The sequence below is a fragment of the Streptomyces sp. NPDC090077 genome (assembly GCF_044747545.1).
Classification (GTDB): Bacteria; Actinomycetota; Actinomycetes; order Streptomycetales; family Streptomycetaceae; genus Streptomyces.
This window is the reverse complement of record NZ_JBIVEG010000019.1, coordinates 99,376-119,273: the sequence shown is the minus strand read 5'-3', so window position 1 is coordinate 119,273 and position 19,898 is coordinate 99,376. Positions and strand designations below refer to the sequence as shown.

At 74.4% G+C, this 19,898-nt stretch carries 15 protein-coding genes; 9 read left to right on the top strand and 6 right to left on the bottom strand.

What is annotated here, in order from left to right; all coding sequences use genetic code 11:
- Positions 1–2 precede the first annotated feature (2 nt).
- Genes ACIPW5_RS27375 through ACIPW5_RS27365 form a run of 3 tightly spaced genes read right to left on the bottom strand, consistent with a single transcriptional unit; the run spans position 3 to position 3,137 of the window.
- Positions 3–791: an ABC transporter ATP-binding protein gene (locus ACIPW5_RS27375; RefSeq protein ID WP_401250098.1), complete on the bottom strand. Its 789-nt coding sequence runs from the start codon at positions 789–791 to the stop codon at positions 3–5.
- On the bottom strand, positions 788–2,116 hold the full coding sequence (locus tag ACIPW5_RS27370) for a FecCD family ABC transporter permease (RefSeq protein WP_401250095.1): 1,329 nt from the start codon (positions 2,114–2,116) through the stop codon (positions 788–790). Before ACIPW5_RS27370 ends, ACIPW5_RS27375 begins: the two co-directional genes overlap by 4 nt.
- Positions 2,106–3,137 carry an ABC transporter substrate-binding protein gene (locus tag ACIPW5_RS27365; RefSeq protein ID WP_401250093.1) on the bottom strand — a complete coding sequence of 344 codons (1,032 nt, stop codon included), beginning with the start codon at positions 3,135–3,137 and terminating at the stop codon, positions 2,106–2,108. Before ACIPW5_RS27365 ends, ACIPW5_RS27370 begins: the two co-directional genes overlap by 11 nt.
- Positions 3,138–3,290: 153 nt before the next feature.
- Between ACIPW5_RS27365 and ACIPW5_RS27360 the strand changes: the two genes are divergently transcribed.
- The 7 genes from ACIPW5_RS27360 (at position 3,291) to ACIPW5_RS27330 (ending at position 10,234) form a co-directional block, all read left to right on the top strand.
- Positions 3,291–4,553: an MFS transporter gene (locus tag ACIPW5_RS27360; RefSeq protein ID WP_401250090.1), complete on the top strand. Its 1,263-nt coding sequence runs from the start codon at positions 3,291–3,293 to the stop codon at positions 4,551–4,553.
- A gap of 117 nt (positions 4,554–4,670) precedes the next feature.
- Positions 4,671–5,468, top strand: a complete 798-nt coding sequence (locus tag ACIPW5_RS27355; RefSeq protein WP_401250087.1) for a serine/threonine protein kinase — start codon at positions 4,671–4,673, stop codon at positions 5,466–5,468.
- A gap of 2 nt (positions 5,469–5,470) precedes the next feature.
- The gene (locus tag ACIPW5_RS27350) at positions 5,471–6,862 is read left to right on the top strand and encodes a serine/threonine-protein kinase (protein WP_401250084.1); all 1,392 of its coding nucleotides are present in this window, start codon (positions 5,471–5,473) and stop codon (positions 6,860–6,862) included.
- A gap of 121 nt (positions 6,863–6,983) precedes the next feature.
- Entirely contained in the window at positions 6,984–7,712 is a 729-nt protein-coding gene (locus ACIPW5_RS27345) for a TetR-like C-terminal domain-containing protein (RefSeq protein ID WP_401250081.1), read from the top strand.
- A 44-nt stretch (positions 7,713–7,756) separates the two neighbouring features.
- On the top strand, positions 7,757–8,911 hold the full coding sequence (locus ACIPW5_RS27340) for an MAB_1171c family putative transporter (RefSeq protein ID WP_401250078.1): 1,155 nt from the start codon (positions 7,757–7,759) through the stop codon (positions 8,909–8,911).
- A 304-nt stretch (positions 8,912–9,215) separates the two neighbouring features.
- Complete coding sequence (locus ACIPW5_RS27335) at positions 9,216–9,668, top strand: helix-turn-helix domain-containing protein (protein ID WP_401250075.1); 453 nt, start codon at positions 9,216–9,218, stop codon at positions 9,666–9,668.
- A complete protein-coding gene (locus ACIPW5_RS27330; protein ID WP_401250073.1) occupies positions 9,665–10,234 on the top strand; it encodes a toxin in 570 nt (189 codons plus the stop codon). Before ACIPW5_RS27335 ends, ACIPW5_RS27330 begins: the two co-directional genes overlap by 4 nt.
- 19 nt (positions 10,235–10,253) lie before the next feature.
- Here ACIPW5_RS27330 and ACIPW5_RS27325 read toward each other — a convergent pair whose 3' ends face one another.
- Both ACIPW5_RS27325 and ACIPW5_RS27320 read right to left on the bottom strand, forming a co-directional pair.
- On the bottom strand, positions 10,254–13,526 hold the full coding sequence (locus ACIPW5_RS27325) for an aminotransferase class I/II-fold pyridoxal phosphate-dependent enzyme (RefSeq protein WP_401250170.1): 3,273 nt from the start codon (positions 13,524–13,526) through the stop codon (positions 10,254–10,256).
- 68 nt (positions 13,527–13,594) lie between these two features.
- Positions 13,595–14,536: an NAD-dependent epimerase/dehydratase family protein gene (locus tag ACIPW5_RS27320; RefSeq protein WP_401250070.1), complete on the bottom strand. Its 942-nt coding sequence runs from the start codon at positions 14,534–14,536 to the stop codon at positions 13,595–13,597.
- A 298-nt stretch (positions 14,537–14,834) separates the two neighbouring features.
- Here ACIPW5_RS27320 and ACIPW5_RS27315 point away from each other — a divergent pair, with 298 nt between their 5' ends.
- Complete coding sequence (locus ACIPW5_RS27315) at positions 14,835–17,216, top strand: ATP-binding cassette domain-containing protein (RefSeq protein ID WP_401250067.1); 2,382 nt, start codon at positions 14,835–14,837, stop codon at positions 17,214–17,216.
- 301 nt (positions 17,217–17,517) lie between these two features.
- On the opposite strand, the gene recQ is transcribed toward ACIPW5_RS27315, so the two are convergent.
- Positions 17,518–19,500 (bottom strand): DNA helicase RecQ, encoded by a 1,983-nt coding sequence (gene recQ, locus ACIPW5_RS27310; protein WP_401250065.1) that lies wholly within the window; start codon positions 19,498–19,500, stop codon positions 17,518–17,520.
- A 126-nt stretch (positions 19,501–19,626) separates the two neighbouring features.
- On the opposite strand from recQ, the gene ACIPW5_RS27305 reads away from it, so the two are divergent.
- A complete protein-coding gene (locus tag ACIPW5_RS27305) occupies positions 19,627–19,815 on the top strand; it encodes a hypothetical protein (protein ID WP_401250062.1) in 189 nt (62 codons plus the stop codon).
- Positions 19,816–19,898 lie beyond the last annotated feature (83 nt).

Genomic DNA, 19,898 nt, shown 5'->3' with positions numbered 1-19,898 from the left:
TTTCAGGGGGCGGGTCGGGCGGTCGCGGGGAGGGGTCCCCGGTAGCCGACGGCGGGGTGGCCGAGGGCGTCGGTGGTGAGTTCGGCGTCCACCTCGAAGACCTCGGCGAGCCGCTCGCGGGTCAGCACGGCGGCGGGGGTGCCCGAGGCGGTCAGGCGGCCGTGGTGCAGGAGCAGCAGCCGGTCGCAGTACCGGGCGGCGAGCGAGAGGTCGTGCAGGGCGACCAGGACGGTCCGGCCGGTGCCGGTGAGCAGTTCCATCAGCTCCAGCTGGTGGCGGACGTCGAGGTGGTTGGTGGGTTCGTCCAGGAGGAGCCCGTAGGGCTGTTGGGCCAGCGCACGGGCGATGTGGGCGCGTTGCCGCTCGCCGCCCGACAGGGCCCGCCAGGAGCGCCCGGCGAGGCGGGTGAGCCCGACGCGTTCCAGCGCGGCGGCGACCACCTCCCGGTCACGGGCGTCGGGTCCGCGCCAGCGGTCGCGGAACGGGGTCCGGCCGAGGCCGACGACGTCCGCGACCGTCAGATCGCTGTCGGCGGCCGCGTCCTGCCCGACGAAGGCGACGTGCCGGGCGGTCCGGCGCGCGCTCCAGTCCCGGACGCTCTCGCCGTCGTAGCGGACGGTTCCGGCGTCGGGGGTGCGCAGCCCGGCCAGGCAGCGCAGCAGCGAGGACTTGCCGGAGCCGTTGGGGCCCAGCAGGCCGACCGTCTCGCCGGGGGCGACGTCCAGGCTGACGCCGCGTACGACGGGCGTGCCCGCCACCGACCAGCTCAGCCCTTCGGCGCTGATCCTCACAGTTCCCCCCTCCGCCGCAGGACGAGCAGGAAGAGCGGTACGCCGAGCAGGGCGGTGATCACGCCGACGGGCACCTCGCGGGGCGCGAAGGCGATCCGGGCCAGGGCGTCCGTCCACACCAGGAACACCGCGCCCGCCAGGGCCGCGTACGGCAGCAGGACCCGGTGCCGGGGGCCGACGAGGAACCGTACGCCGTGGGGGACGATCAGGCCGACGAAGCCGATGGCCCCGACGGTGGCCACGGCCACGGCGGTCAGCGCGGCGGTGACCACGAGCAGCAGCAGCCGGGTGCGGCGCACGCCGATGCCGAGGGAGGCGGCGGTGTCGCCGCCGAAGGCGAGCCCGTCGAGGGCGTTGGAGCAGAGCCAGGCGGCCGCCAGGCCCAGCGGGGTGACGGCCGCGCAGACCGCGACGGTGTCCCAGCGGGCCGGAGCCATCGAGCCGAGCAGCCAGTGGGTGACGGCCCGCGTGGTGTCCGCGTCCGCCGAGGCCATCAGGACGAGCGAGGTCAGCGCGGTGAAGAGCTGGCCGACGACCACACCGGTGAGCACGATGCGGACCGAGTCCAGCCCGGTGCGCCGGAGCAGCAGCAGGAGCGCGCCGAAGGCGAGCAGGGCCCCGGCGAGCGCTCCGCCGGTGACGCCGAGCGCGCCCGCGCCCACCCCTAGCACGACGACGGCGACGGCTCCGGCCGAGGCGCCCGAGGAGACGCCCAGCAGGTAGGGGTCGGCCAGGGCGTTGCGGGTGACGGCCTGGAGGACCGCGCCGCAGACGGCGAGGGAGGCGCCCACGAGGGCGGCCATCAGCACGCGCGGCAGCCGCAGGTCCCAGACGAGGGAGTCCAGCAGCGGGGGCAGCGGCTCCACGGCCAGGCCGAGCCGGGCCCCGAACACGCGGGCGAGGCCGCTCCAGCCGACGTCGGCGGTGCCGGTGCGCACGGCCGCCGCCAGGGAGCCGGCCAGGACGGCGGCGGCGACCAGGCCGCGGAGGGTACGCAGGGTGCGGCGCGGCGGGGCACCGGCGGCGGCCGCACGGAACCGGCCGGGGCCGGAGCCGTGGGCCACCCCTGCACCGCTCCCCGCTCGGGAGCCGGAGCCCGCGCCCGCACCGTGGCCCGCACCGGAGCCGGAGCCCGCCCCTGCACCGTGGCCCGCACCGGAGCCGGAGCCCGCGCCGGACCCCGGATCCCCGCCGGAGGCATCCGGCAGCAGGGGGTCCGCCGCGCGCTCCCGGGCCGCCGGGAGCAGCGGGTCGGCCGCGGGCCGGGAGCCGGCCGGGCGCAGCAGGTCCGCGGGGCGGCCGCGGCTGCCGGGATCAGCGGGCATGCCCGAGGTCCTTCATCCCGGCGGCCAGCAGCCCCAGGGCGTGCACCGACCGTACGGAGGGGTCGAGTTCGATGCCCGGCACCTCGATGATCCGGCCGTCCCGGACCGCGTCCAGCCGGGACACCACCGGGTGCTGGGCCATCACGGCGCGCTTCTCGGCGGCGCTGTCGCCGGGGCGCCCGCGCTCGGAGAGGTCGCCGATCACGATGAAGTCCGGGTCGCGCTTGGCCACTTCCTCCCAGGAGACCTCGGGCCAGTCCCCGTCGACGTCGTCGAAGGCGTTCCGCGCGCCGACGATCCGGCTCATCTCGCTGGGCAGACCGCTCTTCCCGGCCACGTACGGCATGCCGTTGAAAACGGAGTAGAGGTAGACGACGGTGGGCCGGTCCGCGCCCCGGGGGACCTCGGCACCGGTCTCCGCCGCCCGGGCGACGGCGTCCCGCTGGGCGGCGGCCAGCCTGCCCGCGCGCTCCTCGACGCCGAAGACCCGGCCGAGGTTCTCGTAGTCGGAGAAGAGCAGTTCGAAGGGGGACTTCCCGGCCGGGTTCCGGTCGGGGCAGTCCACCGCGCTGACGAAGGCGGGGACCTTGAGGGCGGCCAGTTCCTCGCGGGTTCCGGCGCGGTCGGCGGTGAACAGGTCGGTGGAGCCGGCGACGACGAAGTCGGGCGTGGCGGCGCGCAGTTGCTCGCCGGTGGCGATCTTGGGGGCGATGACCGGGATCTTGGCATACGCGGCCTCGTACTGCGGGGGGATCTTCGTCTTGAGGTTGGCGGTCCCGGCCATCCGGTCCTGGAGGCCGAGTTCGAGGAGGGTCTCGGTGGAGGCCTGGTCCAGGGCGACGGCCCGCTCGGGCGGTGCGGCGAAGGCCAGCGGGCTGCCGCAGCTGGTGACGGAGGCCGGGGCGGCGGGGCCGGGGGCCGCCGCCCCGGAGGAGCCGCCGCCGGACGTGGAGCATCCGGCGGTGGCGAGGGCGAGGGCCGCGAGGGCGAGGGCGGTGGCGGGGCGGGCGGGGTGGCGCATGGGGTCTCCGGGTCCGGGAGGCGGGGGCGGGCGTTGTCGTGCACCGGGCAGAAGTGCCGCGATGGAAGGGTACTGTAATGGCAATCATTTTCATTAACCACCTCGGGGGCGGTTCGTCGAGCCGCCTCCCCGCCTCCCAGGAGCACCCGCCCCGTGGCCACCACACCCGTACCGACCACCGCCAAGTCACCGTCCCCTCCCCCGCGTTCGATCCTGCGCGACCCCGCGTTCCTGCGCCTGTGGGCGGGCACCACCGCCTCCGGCCTCGCGACCTGGGCCCTGCCCTTCGTCCTCGGGCTCGCCGTGCTCCACCGCGACCTCGGCGCCGCGGGCCTCGGCCTGGTCCTCGCCGCGCGCACCGTCGGTTTCCTCGCCGCCGTCGCCGTCGGCGGGGTCCTCGCCGACCGGCACGCGCGCCGCGCGGTCGTCCTCTGGTCGGCCCTCGCGGCGGGGGCCGCGGCGCCGCTGCTCGCCGCCGGACTCGGCCGATCCGTCGTGCTGATGACGGCCGCCGCCGCCCTCGCCGGTGCCGGACAGGGCGCCTGCCGCCCCGCGTTCCAGGCGCTCGTCGCCGAGACCGTCGACCCGGAGCGCAGGCAGCAGGCCAACGCCGCGATGACCCTCGCGGTACGCGCCTCCACGCTCGCCGGGCCCGCCCTGACCGCGCTCCTCGCCGCCTTCCTCGACGTCCGGACGCTGCTCCTCGGCATCGGGGTGCTCTGGCTGGTGGCCGCGCTCGTCCCCGCCGCGGGAGCGGCCGCCCCGGCCGCGGCGGCGGCGCCCGCACCGCGCGCCGGCTTCCGCGCGGAGTTCCTGGAGGGGATACGCGAGGCGCGCCGGCACCCCTGGTTCCTCGCCGGACTCGCCGCCCTCGTCTGCGTCATCTCGCTCGGCTACTCCGCCACCAGCGTCGCCCTGCCCCTGATCAGCCGGGACCGCTACGGCACCGAGTGGGTGCTGGCCGCGGCCATGACGGCCTACACGGTCGGCGCGCTCGCCGGGGCGCTGCTCATCGCCCGGCTGCGGCCGCGGTCGCAGGGCTGGGCCGCCTTCGCCGGGCTGGCGGCGTACGGCTTCGCCCCGCTGAGCCTCGTCCTGCCCGTGCACCCGGCGGTGGTCGTCGCCGCGTACGCGCTCGCCGGGATCGGCATAGAGCTGTTCAACGTGCCCTGGTTCACCGCCACCCAGCGCGAGGTGGCCCCGGACAAGCTGGCCCGCGTCTCCTCGCTGGACTTCCTCGTGTCCTACGGCCTGGCCCCGGTCGGCCTGGCCCTGATCGCCCCGGCCATCACCGCCTTCGGGGTCACGCCGGTGCTCACGGTCTGTGCCGCCGCCTGCTTCCTCGTACCGGCGGCGGCCGCCCTGACCCCCACCGCCCGCCACTTCGCCCGCAGGGCACCGGCGGCGCGGGACTGACCGCCCCGGCCGAGACCCCCACCTGTAATTGGCCGATGTCGCACGGTGCGGGCCCGCGTGCAGCCGGTAGCGTTCCCTGTCGGTGACGTCCCGTCAACACGTCGTACAGGGGGAACGGTGAGCGGCATAGTCGTCCACGTGCCGCCGGGCAGCGGTGGTGCGGCCGACGGGGAGCCGGGCGGTGGAGCCGTGACGCTGCGGCTCGGTCCGGGAGGGGCCGCGCGGTTCGGGCGGGGTTCCTCCAGGACGCCGGTCGAGCTCCGCCTCGCCGACGAGGCGGTGTCCCGGCTGGCGGGGGAGATCCGGGTCTCCGAAGACCACTGGCAGCTGACCAACCTCAGCACGACGCAGAGCTACCTCGTGGAGAACCCGGAGGGCGCCGGGGAGTACCTGCGGGTGCCGCCCCGGCGGGCCGGGGCGCCGATCCCGTTCGAGTTCGCCCGGGTGGTGCTGCCCACGCGGCGCGGGACCACCGTCTCCTTCCAGGTGTTCGCCCCCGACCACGTCTACCTGGACCCGCCGGGTGCGGGCGGTTCGGGGGCGAGCCGTACTGTCACGGCGTACTCGCTGGACGAGACGGCCACGTACTTCCTGGTGCTGGTGGCGCTCTGCGAGCCCTGGCTGCGGGACCGGTCGCCGGTGTCGGTGCCGACCACCCCGCAGGTGGTGGAACGGCTGCGGACGCATCCCGGCTGCGGCCGGCTCACAGCGCGGGCGGTCAGCTCGCACATCGACTACCTGGCCGGGGAGAAGCTGCGGATCGAGGCCCCCGGCGCGCCCGGGGCAGGGCGGGGCGACCGCCGCAACGGGAAGCGGGACGCGGTCGTCGGGCTCGCGCTGAAGTTCGGTGTGGTCCGGGAGGAGCACCTGGAGCTGCTGCCGCCGCGGGCCGGATCGGGCGCGCGGGGCCGGTAGAGGTGGCACGGGTGCGGAGCGTGGGCGCCTCCTGGGGCAGCGACCACACGGAACTGCTTCCTCCGGGCCACCGGGTGGGCGACTGGGTGGTGGCCGAGCCGATCGGGGCCGGCGGCTGGGCGACGGTGTACGCGGGGCGGCCGGTCCGGGAGGGCGCGGAGCCCGGCGAGGTCGCCCTCAAGGTGATGCCGACGGCGGGGCTCGCCCCGCGCCAGGCCCGGAACGTGGCCGAGTCCGCCCGGCGCGAGGTCGAGCTGGGGCGCCGGGCCGGGCATCCGCGACTCGTGCGGCTGCTGGACTCCGCGGTGCTGCGCGCACCGGAGCACCCGTCCCTGGACGGTGCGATCGTGCTGGTGATGGAACGGGCGGCGGGCAGCCTGCGGGACCTGATCGGCGCCGGGGTCGACGAGACCGAGGGCGGCCGGCTGATCACCGGGATCTGCGAGGGGCTGGCCCATCTGCACCGCAGCGGCTGGGTGCACTCCGACCTCAAGCCGGAGAACGTCCTGATCGGCGGGGACGGTTCGGTGAAGCTCTCGGACTTCGGGCTCGCCACCGAGCTGACCGGGACGCACGGCTACGCGCCCCCGATGGGCACCCCGGACTACCTCCCGCCCGAGCGCTGGAGGGCACCGCTGGGCGAGCAGGGCGTACGGGTCCGCCCGAGCGCCGACATCTGGGCCCTGGGCCTCGTCATCCACGAGGTGTTCGCGTCCGGCACCCCGCTGTTCCCCGGCGCCACGCCGATGGCGCGCGGCAACTCCGTGCAGGAGTACGCGGCGGGCCGCGCCCCGCTGCGCATGGACGACGCCGTCCCGCCGTTCTGGCGGGCACTGGCCGCCGACTGCCTGGCCCCGGCCCACGAGGCCCGCGCCGGGCACACCGCCGAGAGCCTGCTCGCGCGGATCGCGGCCCGGGAGGAGGGGCGCGCCGCCGGGCAGGGGACGGTGCGCCGGCGGCGGTGGGCGCGGGCCGCCGCCGCGCTGGCGGTCGCGGCGTGCGGGGCGGCCGGCGCCGCCTGGTGGTACGCGGGCCCGCCGGGCGGTTCCGGTGCGGGTCCGGCCCGGGTCCGGGTGTTCAACGCCGAACGGGCCTGCCAGGACCGGGCGGACCGGGATCCGCAGTGCAGTCTGGGCCTGGCCCTGGACCCGCTGCTGCCGTACGCGGCGGGGAACGTGGCGCCGGACCGGGTGTGGCACGGCGACCCCCTGGAGGCGGACTGCCTGCTGGCGAACGGCGAGGCCGTGATCGACGAGGCGGACCTGCGCTCCACGCTCTGGTTCCGGGTCCGCCCGTCGGGTGCGGACCCGGGGGTGCGGGTCTGGCTGCCGGCCGTGCGGACGAAGGACCGGCCGGAGCTCCCCCGTTGCCCGGCGCCCGCGAACGGTCGCTGAGCGGCACGGGGGTGGCACGGGGGTGGTGGCCACCGGATCCCGTGGCCGGATCAGGGCGTCCGGCCACGGGATCCGGTGGCCGCGCTCACGGCCCGCGACCTGCGGCCGGTACGGTTCCGGCATGGACGTTTCCGCAACGAGTTCGAATCCCGAACGCACGGGCCCGGCGGCCCTGATCCTGGACGCCGCACGTGCGCAGCTGGCGAAGACGGGGGCCGCAGGGCTGTCCCCGGAGGCCGTGGCGCACGAGGGCGGCCTCGCCGTCACCGACGTGGAAGCCGTCTTCCCGCACCGGGACGACCTGCTGACCGCCCTGGTCGTCGACGCCTACAACGCGTCCGGCGCCGCGATGGAGCGGGCCGACGGCGCCGCCGCGGCGGAAGGGGCCCCGGCCGGCGCGCGGCTGCTCGCGGCCGCGCGGGCGCTGCGGCAGTGGTCGTTCGAGAACCCGGCCGAGTTCACCCTGATCTACGGCTCCCCCGTACCGGGCTACCACGCACCGCAGGACACCGTCCCGCCCGCCTCGCGCACGCCCGCCGTGCTGGCCGGGGTCATCCGCTCGGCCCTGGAGGCCGGTGAACTGACCCCGCCCCGGCGGACGCCACCCGACCGCAGCCTGCTGCTGCCGGAGGCCGTGGCGGCGTTCGGGGGCGTGCCCGGGGCGCCGTTCTCGGACATCATCGAGCGCGGCATCGTCCTGTGGAGCAGTCTGATCGGCCTCCTGGTCTTCCAGGTGTTCAGCCGCACCCACGACAGCGTCAGCGACGAGTCCGCCTTCTTCGACTACGCGATCGCCGTGGCGGCCGAGAGCGTCGGACTCGACGTGCCCCCGGCCGAGAAGACCGCCTGACCCGTCCGCCCTCCCCTACGCGGCACCCGCAGAAAATCCAGGACGTGAACACCACCAGAACCCTCTGCTTCGTCATAGCGGCGCTGTCGTCGTACGCGGCGCTCGTCTACCGGTTGTGCCAGGCGCGGCGCAGCTGGCGGGACAGCGCCTACCGCGCGCTGATCACCACCCTCCTGCTCCAGTGCCTGACCTTCACCATGGGCGCCGTCGCCATGGGCGGCGGCAGCGTCCTCGGCGTCGGCAACCTCGCCATCCTCCTGATGCACCTGGCGGCGGTGGCCTTCTGCGTGAGCTCGCAGATCATCCTGTTGAAGTGGGCGGACGCCGACGAGGAGGCGCTGCGCAGGGCGCGCTGGTGGACCGTCACCGGCTTCGCGCTGAACGTGGGGCTCGTCGCGCTGTTCCTGCTCGCGGACGGCACGAACCGGCCGTCCTCCGACTTCGACACGGGCAGCGGCCAGCCGCTGGTGCTGACGTACCTGCTGGCGTTCATCGTGTCGCAGGCGGTGCCGTGCGTCACGATCTTCCGCCAGTGCGGCCCCTACGCGGAGATGACCGACAACGCCTCGCTGCGGCAGGCGCTGCGGATGCTGCGCGTGGCCGCGGTGGTCCTCTTCCTGTACTGCTCGGCCCGGACGGTCAACATCCTGACGGCTGCGGCCGGGGTCGACATCGGCGTCTGGAAGCTCGCGTCGAACGTCTTCAGCGCGACGGGCATCGTGATCCTCTCGCTGAGCCTGACCAACTCCTCCTGGGGCCCCTCGGCCACCAGGGCGCTGGACTGGGCCCGCAGCTACCGGTCCTACCGGGCGCTGTACCCGCTGTGGCGGGACCTGTACGAGTCCTCCCCGGACATCGCGCTGGAGCCGCCGGGAGCCGCGGTCTCGGAAATGGACTACCGGCTGCACCGCCGGGTGGTGGAGATACGTGACGGGTGGCGGGATCTGCGCCCCTACATCGACCGCACGGCCCCCGGTTCCCGTGGGCCCGGCAAGGAGGCCAGCGAGGAGTCCCGGCAGGCGTTCACGGAAGCCGCGCAGATCAAGCAGGCCCTGCTGGCGAAGCGGAACGGCACCGTCCCTCAGGACAGCAAGGACGCCGGCGATTTCGACGACCGCGACACGGACAACTTCACGGCGGAGGTCGCATGGCTCACCCAAGTAGCGGCTGCCTACAGTAAGCTCGGCACCGCGAGTTGAAGCTCCCGCCCGGTTTGCATCCCCCGTCAAACCGGGCGGGTGGCTCCCCCGTTACCCCCCGTCTCGCACGGGGCGGGACGGGCGGACACCGCCCGGACTGGCCCGGCCCATCCCCCGAGGGCCGGGCCAGTCCGTTTTTCACCGGCAAGCCAACCGACAAACCCCCGTGAGTCGAGTTAACTGCCAGCTATCGGCGAGACCCAACGTTGGCGGAGTCCAGCCCAATTGTCAACTGACCGCTAATCTGTGAAACTGGCGTATAGCCAAGGGCTATACCGAGGAGGTGACGGGAGGAAGGATCACCATGACCGACACCGAGACCGGGGGCGACGACCGACCCCTGCTCGCGACGCGCCTCGACGACCTCTTCAAGACCGTCCGCCCCAAGGGCAGGCACTGGACGAACGCCGAGGTGGCCGAGGAGCTCAAGCGGGCCAACCCCGAACTCAAGGTCGGCGGCGTGTACCTGTCCCAGCTGCGGACGGGCAAGCGCTCCAACCCCTCCCCCGACCTCCTGGCGGCCCTCGCGCGGTTCTTCGGCGTCTCGGTCGCCTACTTCTTCGACGACAAGGTCGCCGAGTCCGTGCTCAGCCAGGTCGCCGCCATCGAGGCGCTGCGGCAGTCCGGCGTCCGCGCCGTGGCGATGCGGGCGGCGGGCATGAAGAAGGAGAACCTCGCGGCGATCACGGCCATCATGGACCAGTACCGCCAGCTCCAGGGCCTTCCCCCGGTCACCGACGCCAACGAGCCCGAATGAGGGGCGTCTGGAAGGAGCGGGCCGCCGACCACGACCGCCGCAGCCAGTTGAAGAAGCTGCGGAAGGCCGGAGCCCGGCGCATCGCCGAACTCGGCCTCCCCGAGGCCCCCGACGTCGCCGAGCTCTGCCGCCACCTCGGTGAGGTCCGCGACCGCCCGATCATCCTGGTCCCGATGCAGATGCCCTCGTCGCACCCCTGCGGCATGTGGGTCGCCGCCCGCGACGAGGACCTGATCTTCTACGACGCCAACACCACCAGCGCGCATCAGGAGCACATCATCTTGCACGAGCTGGGCCACATCATCTGCTGCCACCGCGGGGCCGGCGGACTGGACGAGGCGGCCGCCCGCCTCCTGTTCCCCGACCTCGACCCCGACATCGTGCGCGACATGCTCCTGCGCGCGACCTACGACGACGTGCAGGAACAGGAGGCGGAGATCATCGCCTACCTGCTCTCGCAGCGCATGGGCGGCACCGACCGGCACGCCGACGACGCCGAAGAGGGCGCGGAAAGCCGTCCGGCGAAGAGCGCCACGCTCAGCCGCATCGAACGCACCCTGATCTGAGATGGGCCCGGCTCCCGGCTTACCCTCCGGCGGACGCCACCTCCCCGGCCAGCAGCGCGACGGCGCGCCTGATGTCTTCCCCGCGGTGCTCGCTGGTGACGAAGAACCGCAGCCGCGACAACCCCTCCTCCACCGCGGGGTGGAAGATGGGATCGGCGATGACGCCCCGCTCGAAGAGCCCGTGCGCGACCCGCAGGGTCTTCGCGGAGTCCCCGAGGATGCACGGCACGATCGGAGTGCCTCCGCTGGAGCCCGTGGACAGGCCCGCCGCGGCGGCGAGGTCCAGGAAGAGCGCGGAGTTGCGCCGCAGCGCCCGCACCCGTTCCGGCTGGGCGGCGATCAGCTCCGTGGCGGCCAGCGCCGCGGCCGCGTTGGCCGGGGTCAGGCCCACGCTGTAGACGAAGCCCGGCAGCGTGTGCCGCAGCCAGCGCACCATCCGGGCCGAGCCGCCGAGGTATCCGCCACAGCTGGCGAAGGCCTTGGACAGGGTGCCCATCCACAGGTCCACGTCGGCGCGGTCGACCCCGAAGAACTCCCCCACGCCCCGGCCGTGTTCGCCCACCGTGCCGATGCTGTGCGCCTCGTCCACCATCAGCAGGGCGCCGAAGCGCTTCTTCAGCTCGACCACCGCGGGCAGGTCGACGAGGTCCCCGTCCATGCTGTACGCGCCCTCGACGGCGATCAGCACCCGCCGGAACCGGGACCGGTTGAGCCGCAGCATCCGCTCCAGGGCGGCCGTGTCGTTGTGGGCGAAGGGGCGACGGGCGGCTCCCGACAGGGCGCAGCCCTGGAGGATGCTGTCGTGGGCGAGCGCGTCGTGGAGCACGAGGTCGCCGGGGCCGACGAGGTGGCCTATCGCGGTGACGTTGGTGGCGTGGCCGCTGACCAGCGTGAGGCAGTCCCCGACGCCGAGGAAGTCGGTGAGCGCCCGCTCCAGCCGGACGGTCAGCTCGCGTTCGCCGGAAAGCACCCGGCTCGCCGACACCGAGGTCCCGTACCGGTCCACGGCCTCGTGCACGGCCGCGTTGACCGTCGGATGACCGGACAGCCCGAGGTAGTTGTAGCTGCCGAAGGACAGGTACGGGCGGCCGTCGATCACCGTGGTGTCGCTGATGGTGCCCTCGTGGACCCGGAAGTACGGGTACCCCGAGGGGCTGCCCGCGACGGCGTCGAGCCGCTCCTCGAAGCGGGCCACCTCCGGAAACGCGTCGACCCGGGCCGAGTCGGGGGTCCACTGCGGCGGCACGTCGAGAAGAATCGTTTCCGCTGGGACTGCGGGAGCAGCCGCCCCCTCCCCGGCGGCCAGGGCGACCAGCCGGCCGATGGTGAGGCCGGGGGTGAACAGCCCCTCGACGCGGAAGCCCGGCACCCGCTTGCCGATGTTGACCTCCAGCTCCTGGAGCATGAGGGAGTCGAAGCCGAGGTCGGTCACGAGCGACATCCCCGTGTCCAGGTCCGCGAGCGGGAAGACACCGGCCCGCGCGACCTCTTCGAGCACGGCGGCGGCCACGGACCCGCCGCCGGAACCGGCCGCCGGAACCGCTCCGGGCCGCTCCTCCCCGGGCGCCTCCCCGGGCGCGTCCGGGCCGGCGAGTTCGCGCGCAGCCTCGTCCACGGCCCAGTGCCGGCGCGGGGCGAGCGGGCTCGGCGGCAGCGTGCACGGCGGTACCCGCGGCCCGGGCACCACGGGCGGCTCCGCCCCGGGGCCCTCCGTACGCCCCTCCTCCACCGCGGCGGCGGCCTCCGTCAGCCGCGCCACGGCGTCGGCGGCGTCCTCCACCACCAGGGTGAGGCGTTCCCCGAGCGGAGCCCGGCGGGCCAGGGTGTCCGCCACCGCGGCCGGCTCCGGCCGGTCCTCGGCGATGACCCGGGCCAGTTCCCGGGCGTGCCGGGCCAGCCCCGCCCGGTCGCGGGCGCCGAGCACCAGCACGTGCGGCCCCGCCCCGGGCGCGGCGGGCGCGGCCGGGGCGGGAGCCTGCTCCACCACCATGTGCACGCCGGTGCCGCCGAAGCCGAAGGCGCTCACCCCGGCCCGTCGCGGCCCGCCGGTCTCCGTCCAGCGGACCGGCGCCGTCGGGACGGTCAGCCCCGCCGAGTCCAGCAGGGCGCCGTCACCCGGCTCGAACTCCGGCTGCGGGGGGACGATCCCCCGGTGCACGGCCAGCACCGCCTTGACCAGCCCCGCCAGACCGGCGGAGTTCAGCGAGTGGCCGACCACCGCCTTCACCGCGCCGAGGTGGGCCGGCCGGGCCCCCTCGCCGCGCAGCTCGCGCAGGACGGCGAGCTCGACGGGGTCGCCGACCGTGGTGCCGGTACCGTGCGCCTCCAGGTAGCCCACCGCGTCCGGTGCCAGGCCCGCGTCCCGGTAGGCGCGGCGCAGGGCGCGGAGCTGGCCGGCCGCCTGGGGGTGCATCCCGCCCTGCACGGTGCCGTCGTTGGCCGTGCCGACGCCGCGGATCACCGCGTAGACGCGGTCGCCCGCGGCGAGGGCGTCGGACAGCGGCCGCAGGACCAGGATCCCGGCCCCCTCCCCGAGGACGAACCCGTCGGCCTTCGCCCCGAAGGGCAGGCACCGGCCGGTGCGCGAGACGGCGCCGATCCGGCACAGGCCCACGAGCAGGTCGGGGGTGAGGATCATCTGGGCGCCGCCGGCGAGCGCGATGCGGGTGCGGCCCGCGCGCAGCGCGTACACGGCGTTGGCGACGGCCATCAGGCCGCCGGAGCAGGCGGAGTCCAGGGCGTAGCTCTCGCCGTGCAGGTCGAAGACCGAGCTGATGGTGTTCGGCCCCATGTTGAGGAGCAGTCCGGCGGCGGAGGTGCCGTGCAGGCCGTCGACGGCGCGGACCGTCTCCTCCCAGTGCGGTCCGGCCGCCCGCGCGCCGAACTCTCCGCCGGCCAGCTGGCGCATCCGCAGCCGCATGGTGCTGAGCTGGCGGTAGCCGCTCTCGGTGAGCGCGGTGATGACCGAGGTCTCCTCGCGGTCGAAGCCGTCGGCCTCCCATCCCGCGTCCTGGATCGCCTCCCGGGCCAGGTCGATCAGCAGCCGGTGCTGGGGGTCCATGGCCCTGGCTCGGCGCGGCGGTATGCCGTAGTGCGCGGCGTCGAAGCGGTCCACGTCCGGCAGCAGGGCCATGGTGTCCGTGTAGGCGGCCGAGGTGTCGCGGAAGTCGTCGCTGAGGAAGGCGGCGGAGCGCCAGCGCGCGTCGGGTACGCGGGAGAACTGCGGCCGCGGGTCCGTCAGGAGCCGCCAGTACTGGTTGACGTCGCGGGCTCCGGGGAACCGGCAGGCCATGCCGACGACGGCGATGTCGTCGCGGGTCACCGCGGAGGGCGGCACCGGGGAGGGCGGGTGCGGCGGGGTCATCGGCCCGCTGCCAGGCGTTCGCGCCACCACGCCACGGTCGCCTTCACCTGCTCGCCGACCGGGGTGGCCCGCACGGTGAACGCGGCCTCCCAGGCGCTCGCGTCGACGACGAACGGCCGGTCGAACTGGTAGCGGATCTCCTTGAGTTCGCGCAGCAGCGGGGAGAACAGCCCGCCGACGGCGAGGACGGCCGGGGGCAGCCCGCGCACCGCGACCGGTGCGGTGCCCGCCTCGGCGGCCAGCAGGCCGGTCATCGCGCGGACGGACAGCGCGGGTTCGGTCGGCACGTGCCAGGCCCGGCCCCAGGCCCGCTCCTCTCCCGCCGCCTCGGCGAGGGCACGGGCCACGTCGGGGAGGTAGGTCCAGCTGTGCGGGGCGTCCGGGTCGCCGAGGGTGGAGACCGGCCTGCCGCGCAGCAGCGGGGGGAGCACGCGGCCGGCCAGGTGCCCGCCGTCGGTGACGCCGGGGCCGAAGAAGTCCGAGGCGCGCACCTCGACTGCCTTGAGGCGGCCCTGTTCGTGCAGGGCGCGCGCCCGCTCCCAGGCGGCCGCGCGGACCCGGCCCTTGGGGCCGGTGGCCGCGAGCGGCAGGTCCTCCGTCATGGGGACGTCGACCGGGCCGTACCCGTAGAGGTTGCCCAGCATGACCAGGACGGCACCGGTGGCCTCGGCAGCCGAGCAGGACGAGGCGGCCAGCGCGGGCCATTGCGCGGCCCAGCGGTGGTAGGGCGGGGCGGCGCACTGGTAGAGGGCGGCGGCGCCCCGCACCACCTCGGTCAGCCGCCCGGCGTCCCGGGCGTCCAGCGCGAGGTGCTCGATGCCGGGCTCCGGGGCCCGGCCCGAGGCGGTGACGACCTTGACTGAGTGGCCCCGTTCGGCGAGCAGCCGAGCGGTGGCGGCCCCGGCGGGCCCGAAACCTATGACGACATGAGAGTTCACGGACGCACACTAGCGCGGGAGGCACCGCCCCCCGGCAGTGCACCCTCGGTTCGCACCGGCCCGTTTGGCTTGAAGGAGTCCTGCGGTTTGCGCCGGTCAGACGCACTTTGCGCAGTGGAACGGGCGCGGGCCGTCGGGCGGGGAGCAGTGGACGGACCGGAGCGGAACGGAACGGAACGGAACGGAACGGATCAGGATTCGAGAAGCGCGGGACCCCGGACCCCGCATAGCGTGGCTGCCGTACCCGTGCCGCGTGCACGCCGCACGGGCCGGACCGAGCGATGGAGAGACGAAGAGCATGGCCAAGAGGACGGACACCGGGTCGCCCGCGCCCCACATCGCCGACAGCCACGGTCTGATCCGCGTGCACGGCGCGCGCGTGAACAACCTCAAGGACGTCGCGATCGAGATCCCCAAGCGCCGGCTGACGGTGTTCACCGGCGTCTCCGGATCGGGGAAGAGCTCGCTGGTGTTCGACACCATCGCCGCGGAGTCCCAGCGGATGATCAACGAGACCTACAGCGCCTTCGTCCAGGGCTTCATGCCCGCCCAGGCGCGGCCCGAGGCCGACGTGCTGGAGGGGCTGACGACGGCGATCATCGTCGACCAGCAGCGGATGGGCGTCGACCCCCGTTCGACCGTCGGTACCGCCACCGACGCCAACGCCATGCTGCGCATCCTCTTCAGCCGCCTGGGCTCGCCGCACGTCGGCCCGCCCGGCGCGTACTCCTTCAACGTGCCCTCGGTCCGGGCGAGCGGGGCGATCACCGTCCAGAAGGGCGCCAAGAAGACGGTGAAGGCCACCTTCAACCGCACCGGCGGCATGTGCCCGCGCTGCGAGGGCCGCGGCACCGTCTCCGACATCGACCTGACCCAGCTCTACGACGACTCCAAGTCCCTCAACGAGGGCGCGCTCACCGTCCCCGGCTACAGCATGGACGGCTGGTACGGCCGGATCTTCGGCGGCTGCGGCTTCTTCGACCCGGACAAGCCGATCCGCAAGTACACCAAGCGGGAGCTGGCCGACCTGCTCCACAAGGAACCGACCAAGATCAAGGTCGACGGCATCAACCTCACCTACGAGGGCCTGATCCCGAAGATCCAGAAGTCGATGCTGTCCAAGGACCTGGACGCGCTCCAGCCGCACATCCGGGCGTTCGTGGAACGGGCCACGACCTTCGCCACCTGCCCCGAGTGCGAGGGGACCCGGCTCACGGCCGAGGCCCGGTCCTCGAAGATCGGGCGGATCAGCATCGCCGACGCCTGCGCGATGCAGATCAGCGACCTGGCCGCATGGGTCCGGGGCCTGGACGAGCCCTCGGTGGCGCCGCTGCTGGACAAGCTCCGGCACACCCTGGACTCCTTCGTGGAGATCGGCCTCGGCTACCTCGCGCTCGACCGCCCGGCGGGCACGCTCTCGGGCGGCGAGGCGCAGCGGGTCAAGATGGTCCGCCACCTCGGCTCGGCGCTCACCGACGTCACCTACGTCTTCGACGAGCCCACCACGGGCCTGCACCCGCACGACATCCAGCGGATGAACGAGCTGCTGCTGCGGCTGCGCGACAAGGGCAACACGGTGCTGGTCGTGGAGCACAAACCGCAGACGATCGCGATCGCCGACCACGTCGTCGACCTCGGCCCCGGGGCGGGCACCGCGGGCGGCACGGTCTGCTTCGAGGGCACCGTGGAGGGGCTGCGGGCCTCCGGCACGGTCACCGGCCGCCACCTGGGCGACCGCACCGGCCTGAAGAAGGACGTGCGGAAGCCCTCGGGCGCCCTGGAGGTCCGCGGGGCGGACGCGCACAACCTGCGCGCGGTCGACGTGGACGTCCCGCTCGGGGTGCTGGTGGTGGTCACCGGGGTCGCCGGCTCCGGCAAGAGCTCGCTCGTGCACGGGTCGATCCCCGCGGAGGAGGGCGTGGTCTCCGTCGACCAGGGCCCGATCCGCGGCTCGCGCCGGAGCAACCCGGCGACGTACACGGGGCTGCTCGACCCGATCCGTTCGGCGTTCGCCAAGGCCAACGGCGTGAAGCCGGCCCTGTTCAGTGCCAATTCCGAGGGTGCCTGCCCGGCCTGCAACGGTGCCGGGGTGGTCTTCACCGACCTGGGGATGATGGCGGGCGTCTCCGCCACCTGCGAGGACTGCGAGGGCAAGCGGTACCAGGCGTCGGTTCTGGACTACCGGCTCGGCGGCCGCGACATCAGCGAGGTGCTGGCGATGCCGGTGGCCGAGGCGGAGGAGTTCTTCGGTTCCGGGGAGGCCCGCGTCCCGGCCGCGCACCGCATCCTGGCCCGGCTCGCGGACGTCGGGCTGGGCTACCTCACCCTCGGCCAGCCGCTCACCACGCTGTCCGGGGGCGAGCGGCAGCGGCTGAAGCTGGCCACCCACATGGCGGACAAAGGCGGGGTCTACGTCCTGGACGAGCCGACCACCGGCCTGCACCTGGCGGACGTGGAGCAGCTGCTCGGGCTGCTCGACCGGCTGGTCGACTCGGGGAAGTCCGTCGTGGTCGTCGAGCACCACCCGGCGGTCATGGCGCACGCGGACTGGATCATCGACCTCGGGCCGGGTGCCGGGCACGACGGCGGCCGGATCGTCTTCGAGGGCACGCCCGCCGACCTGGTCGCCGACGGCTCCACCCTCACCGCCGAGCACCTCGCGGCCTACGTCGGCGCCTGAGCGGTCCGCTCCCGCCGGCTCCGACGGCACGCGAGCCGTCCGGGCACCGGTATCCCCACACCGGAGGCCGGACGGCCCGTGCTGTGCGAACGGAGACGGCACGCGCCCGCGCAGCCCGGTCCTTACCCCCACGGTGGGACCGTGCTCCGCCGGCCGTGCCGCCGGCCGTCGTCCGGCTCCGTCGCACCACCAGTCTGTGCCCGGCCGACTCCCCTGGGCGTACGTCCTGACGCGCCCTTTGCACAAGGAGACCGATCTTTGACGCGGGCCTGACGATCCCGTTCCGGATCGGCGGAACCTCCTACTGCCAGTCGTCCCAGGGCGGGTCCTCGTCCAGGTCGAAGGGCGGTTCGTCCTCGTGCGGCGGCTCGTGCTCCGGCGCGGGTTCCGCTCCGGGGGCGGCCGTGGCGGTGGCGGTGGCCGTTGCCGTGCCCGTGAACTCGGCGAGGGCCTCGATGACCCCCTCCCCGTACTTGGCCAGCTTGGCCTCGCCGACGCCGCCCACCCCGGACAGCTCCCCGACCGTGCCCGGCAGCAGCGTCGCGATCTCCCGCAGTGTGGCGTCGTGGAAGACGACGTACGCCGGGACGCCCTGCTCGCGCGCCGTCGCGGCCCGCCAGGCGCGCAGGGCCTCGAAGACCGGCACCGCGGCGGCGGGCAGGTCGACGGGAACGCGGGCGCCCTTGCCGGAGCGCGAGCCGGACTCCTTCTTCCGGGAGGCGGCCGGTGCCTTCTCCTTGCGCATCTGTACGGTGCGCCGCCCGCCCAGCACCTCACCGCTCGCGTCCGTCAGCACGAGGGTGCCGTAGTCGCCCTCCACCGCCAGCAGTCCCAGCGCCAGCAGCTGGCGCACGACCCCGCGCCACTCCGCGGTGCTCAGGTCCGCGCCGACGCCGAACACCGACAGGCCGTCGTGGTCGAACTGGATGACCTTGGCGGTCTTCTTGCCCTGGAGGATGTCGATGATCTGCCCGGCGCCGAACTTCTGGCGCCGCTCTCGCGCGAGGCGCCACACCGTGGACAGCAGCTTCTGCGCGGCGACCGTGCCGTCCCAGGACTCGGCGGGCGTCAGGCAGGTGTCGCAGTTGCCGCAGGGCTCGCCCGGCTGCCCGAAGTACGCGAGCAGCCGGACCCGCCGGCAGTCGACGGTCTCGCACAGCGCCAGCATGGCGTCCAGGTGCGCGGCCAGGGAGCGGCGGTGGTTCTCGTCGCCCTCGGAGCCCTCGATGAGCTTGCGCTGCTGGACCACGTCCTGGAGCCCGTACGCGAGCCAGGCGGTGGCCGGCTCGCCGTCACGGCCGGCGCGGCCGGTCTCCTGGTAGTAGCCCTCGACGGACTTGGGCAGGTCCAGGTGGGCCACGAAGCGCACGTCGGGCTTGTCGATGCCCATGCCGAAGGCGATGGTGGCCACCACCACGACCCCGTCCTCCCGCAGGAACCGCGCCTGGTTCGCGGCGCGCGTGCGGGAGTCCATCCCGGCGTGGTACGCGACCGCGTCGATGCCCTGCTCCACCAGGAAGGCGGCGGTCTTCTCCACCGAGGACCGCGACAGGCAGTAGACGACGCCCGCGTCCCCGTCGTGCTCGGACCGGATCAGCTCCAGCAGCTGCGCCAGCGGCTTGTCCTTGGCGGCGATCCGGTACTGGATGTTCGGCCGGTCGAAGCTGGCGACGAAGTGCCGGGCGTCCTCCAGGCCCAGCCGCTTCGCGATCTCGGCGTGGGTGGCCTCGGTGGCCGTCGCGGTCAGGGCGATCCGGGGCACCTTCGGCCACCGCTCGTGCAGCATCGACAGGGCCAGGTAGTCCGGCCGGAAGTCGTGGCCCCACTGGGCGACGCAGTGCGCCTCGTCGATCGCGAACAGGGAGACCTTCCCCCGGTCGAGCAGCCGCTGGGTGCCCTCGGTGCGCAGCCGCTCGGGGGCCAGGTAGAGCAGGTCCAGCTCGTCGGCGAGGAAGGCCTGCTCCACGGCCTGCCGCTCGTACGGGTCCTGGGTGGAGTTGAGGAACCCGGCCCGGACCCCGAGGGCGGTGAGCGCGTCGACCTGGTCCTGCATCAGCGCGATCAGCGGCGAGACGACGATGCCGGTGCCCTCTCTGACGAGCGCCGGGATCTGGTAGCAGAGCGACTTGCCGCCGCCGGTCGGCATCAGCACGAGGGCGTCGCCGCCCCCGGCCACCTGCTCGATGATCTGCTCCTGCTCACCGCGGAAGGAGGTGTAGCCGAACACGCGGTGGAGTACCTGCAGGGAGTCCGAGATCTCGGGTGAAGCGTCCGAAAGAGCCATTCGAGAAGCCTAGCGGCCCCCGCCGACACCCCGTCCCGCCTGTGGACGACCGGCGGCCGACCCGGGCGGGCACGATGCCGCCCGATACGACCTGCACGGCGTGGGAGCCGGACGGGGCTTGGGCGCATGCGCGTGCTGCGACGGCGGGGTGACAGGAGCAGGCTCGTCCGGGAACGGCGACGCGCCGTCCGCCGCCGGGCAGGAACGGCGGACGGCGGAGGCGGCCGGACCTGGCTGCTGCCCGTCCTGGCCGCCGCACCCGGTCTCGCGGCGCTGGTGGCGCTCGGCGCGACGTACGGGCAGGAGCCAAGCTAGCGGGAGCCCGTCTGGCCGGTGCGCGCATCACCGGCAGTACCACCCTCCCCTCCGACGCCGACCTCACCACCCCGTGCGCCAGC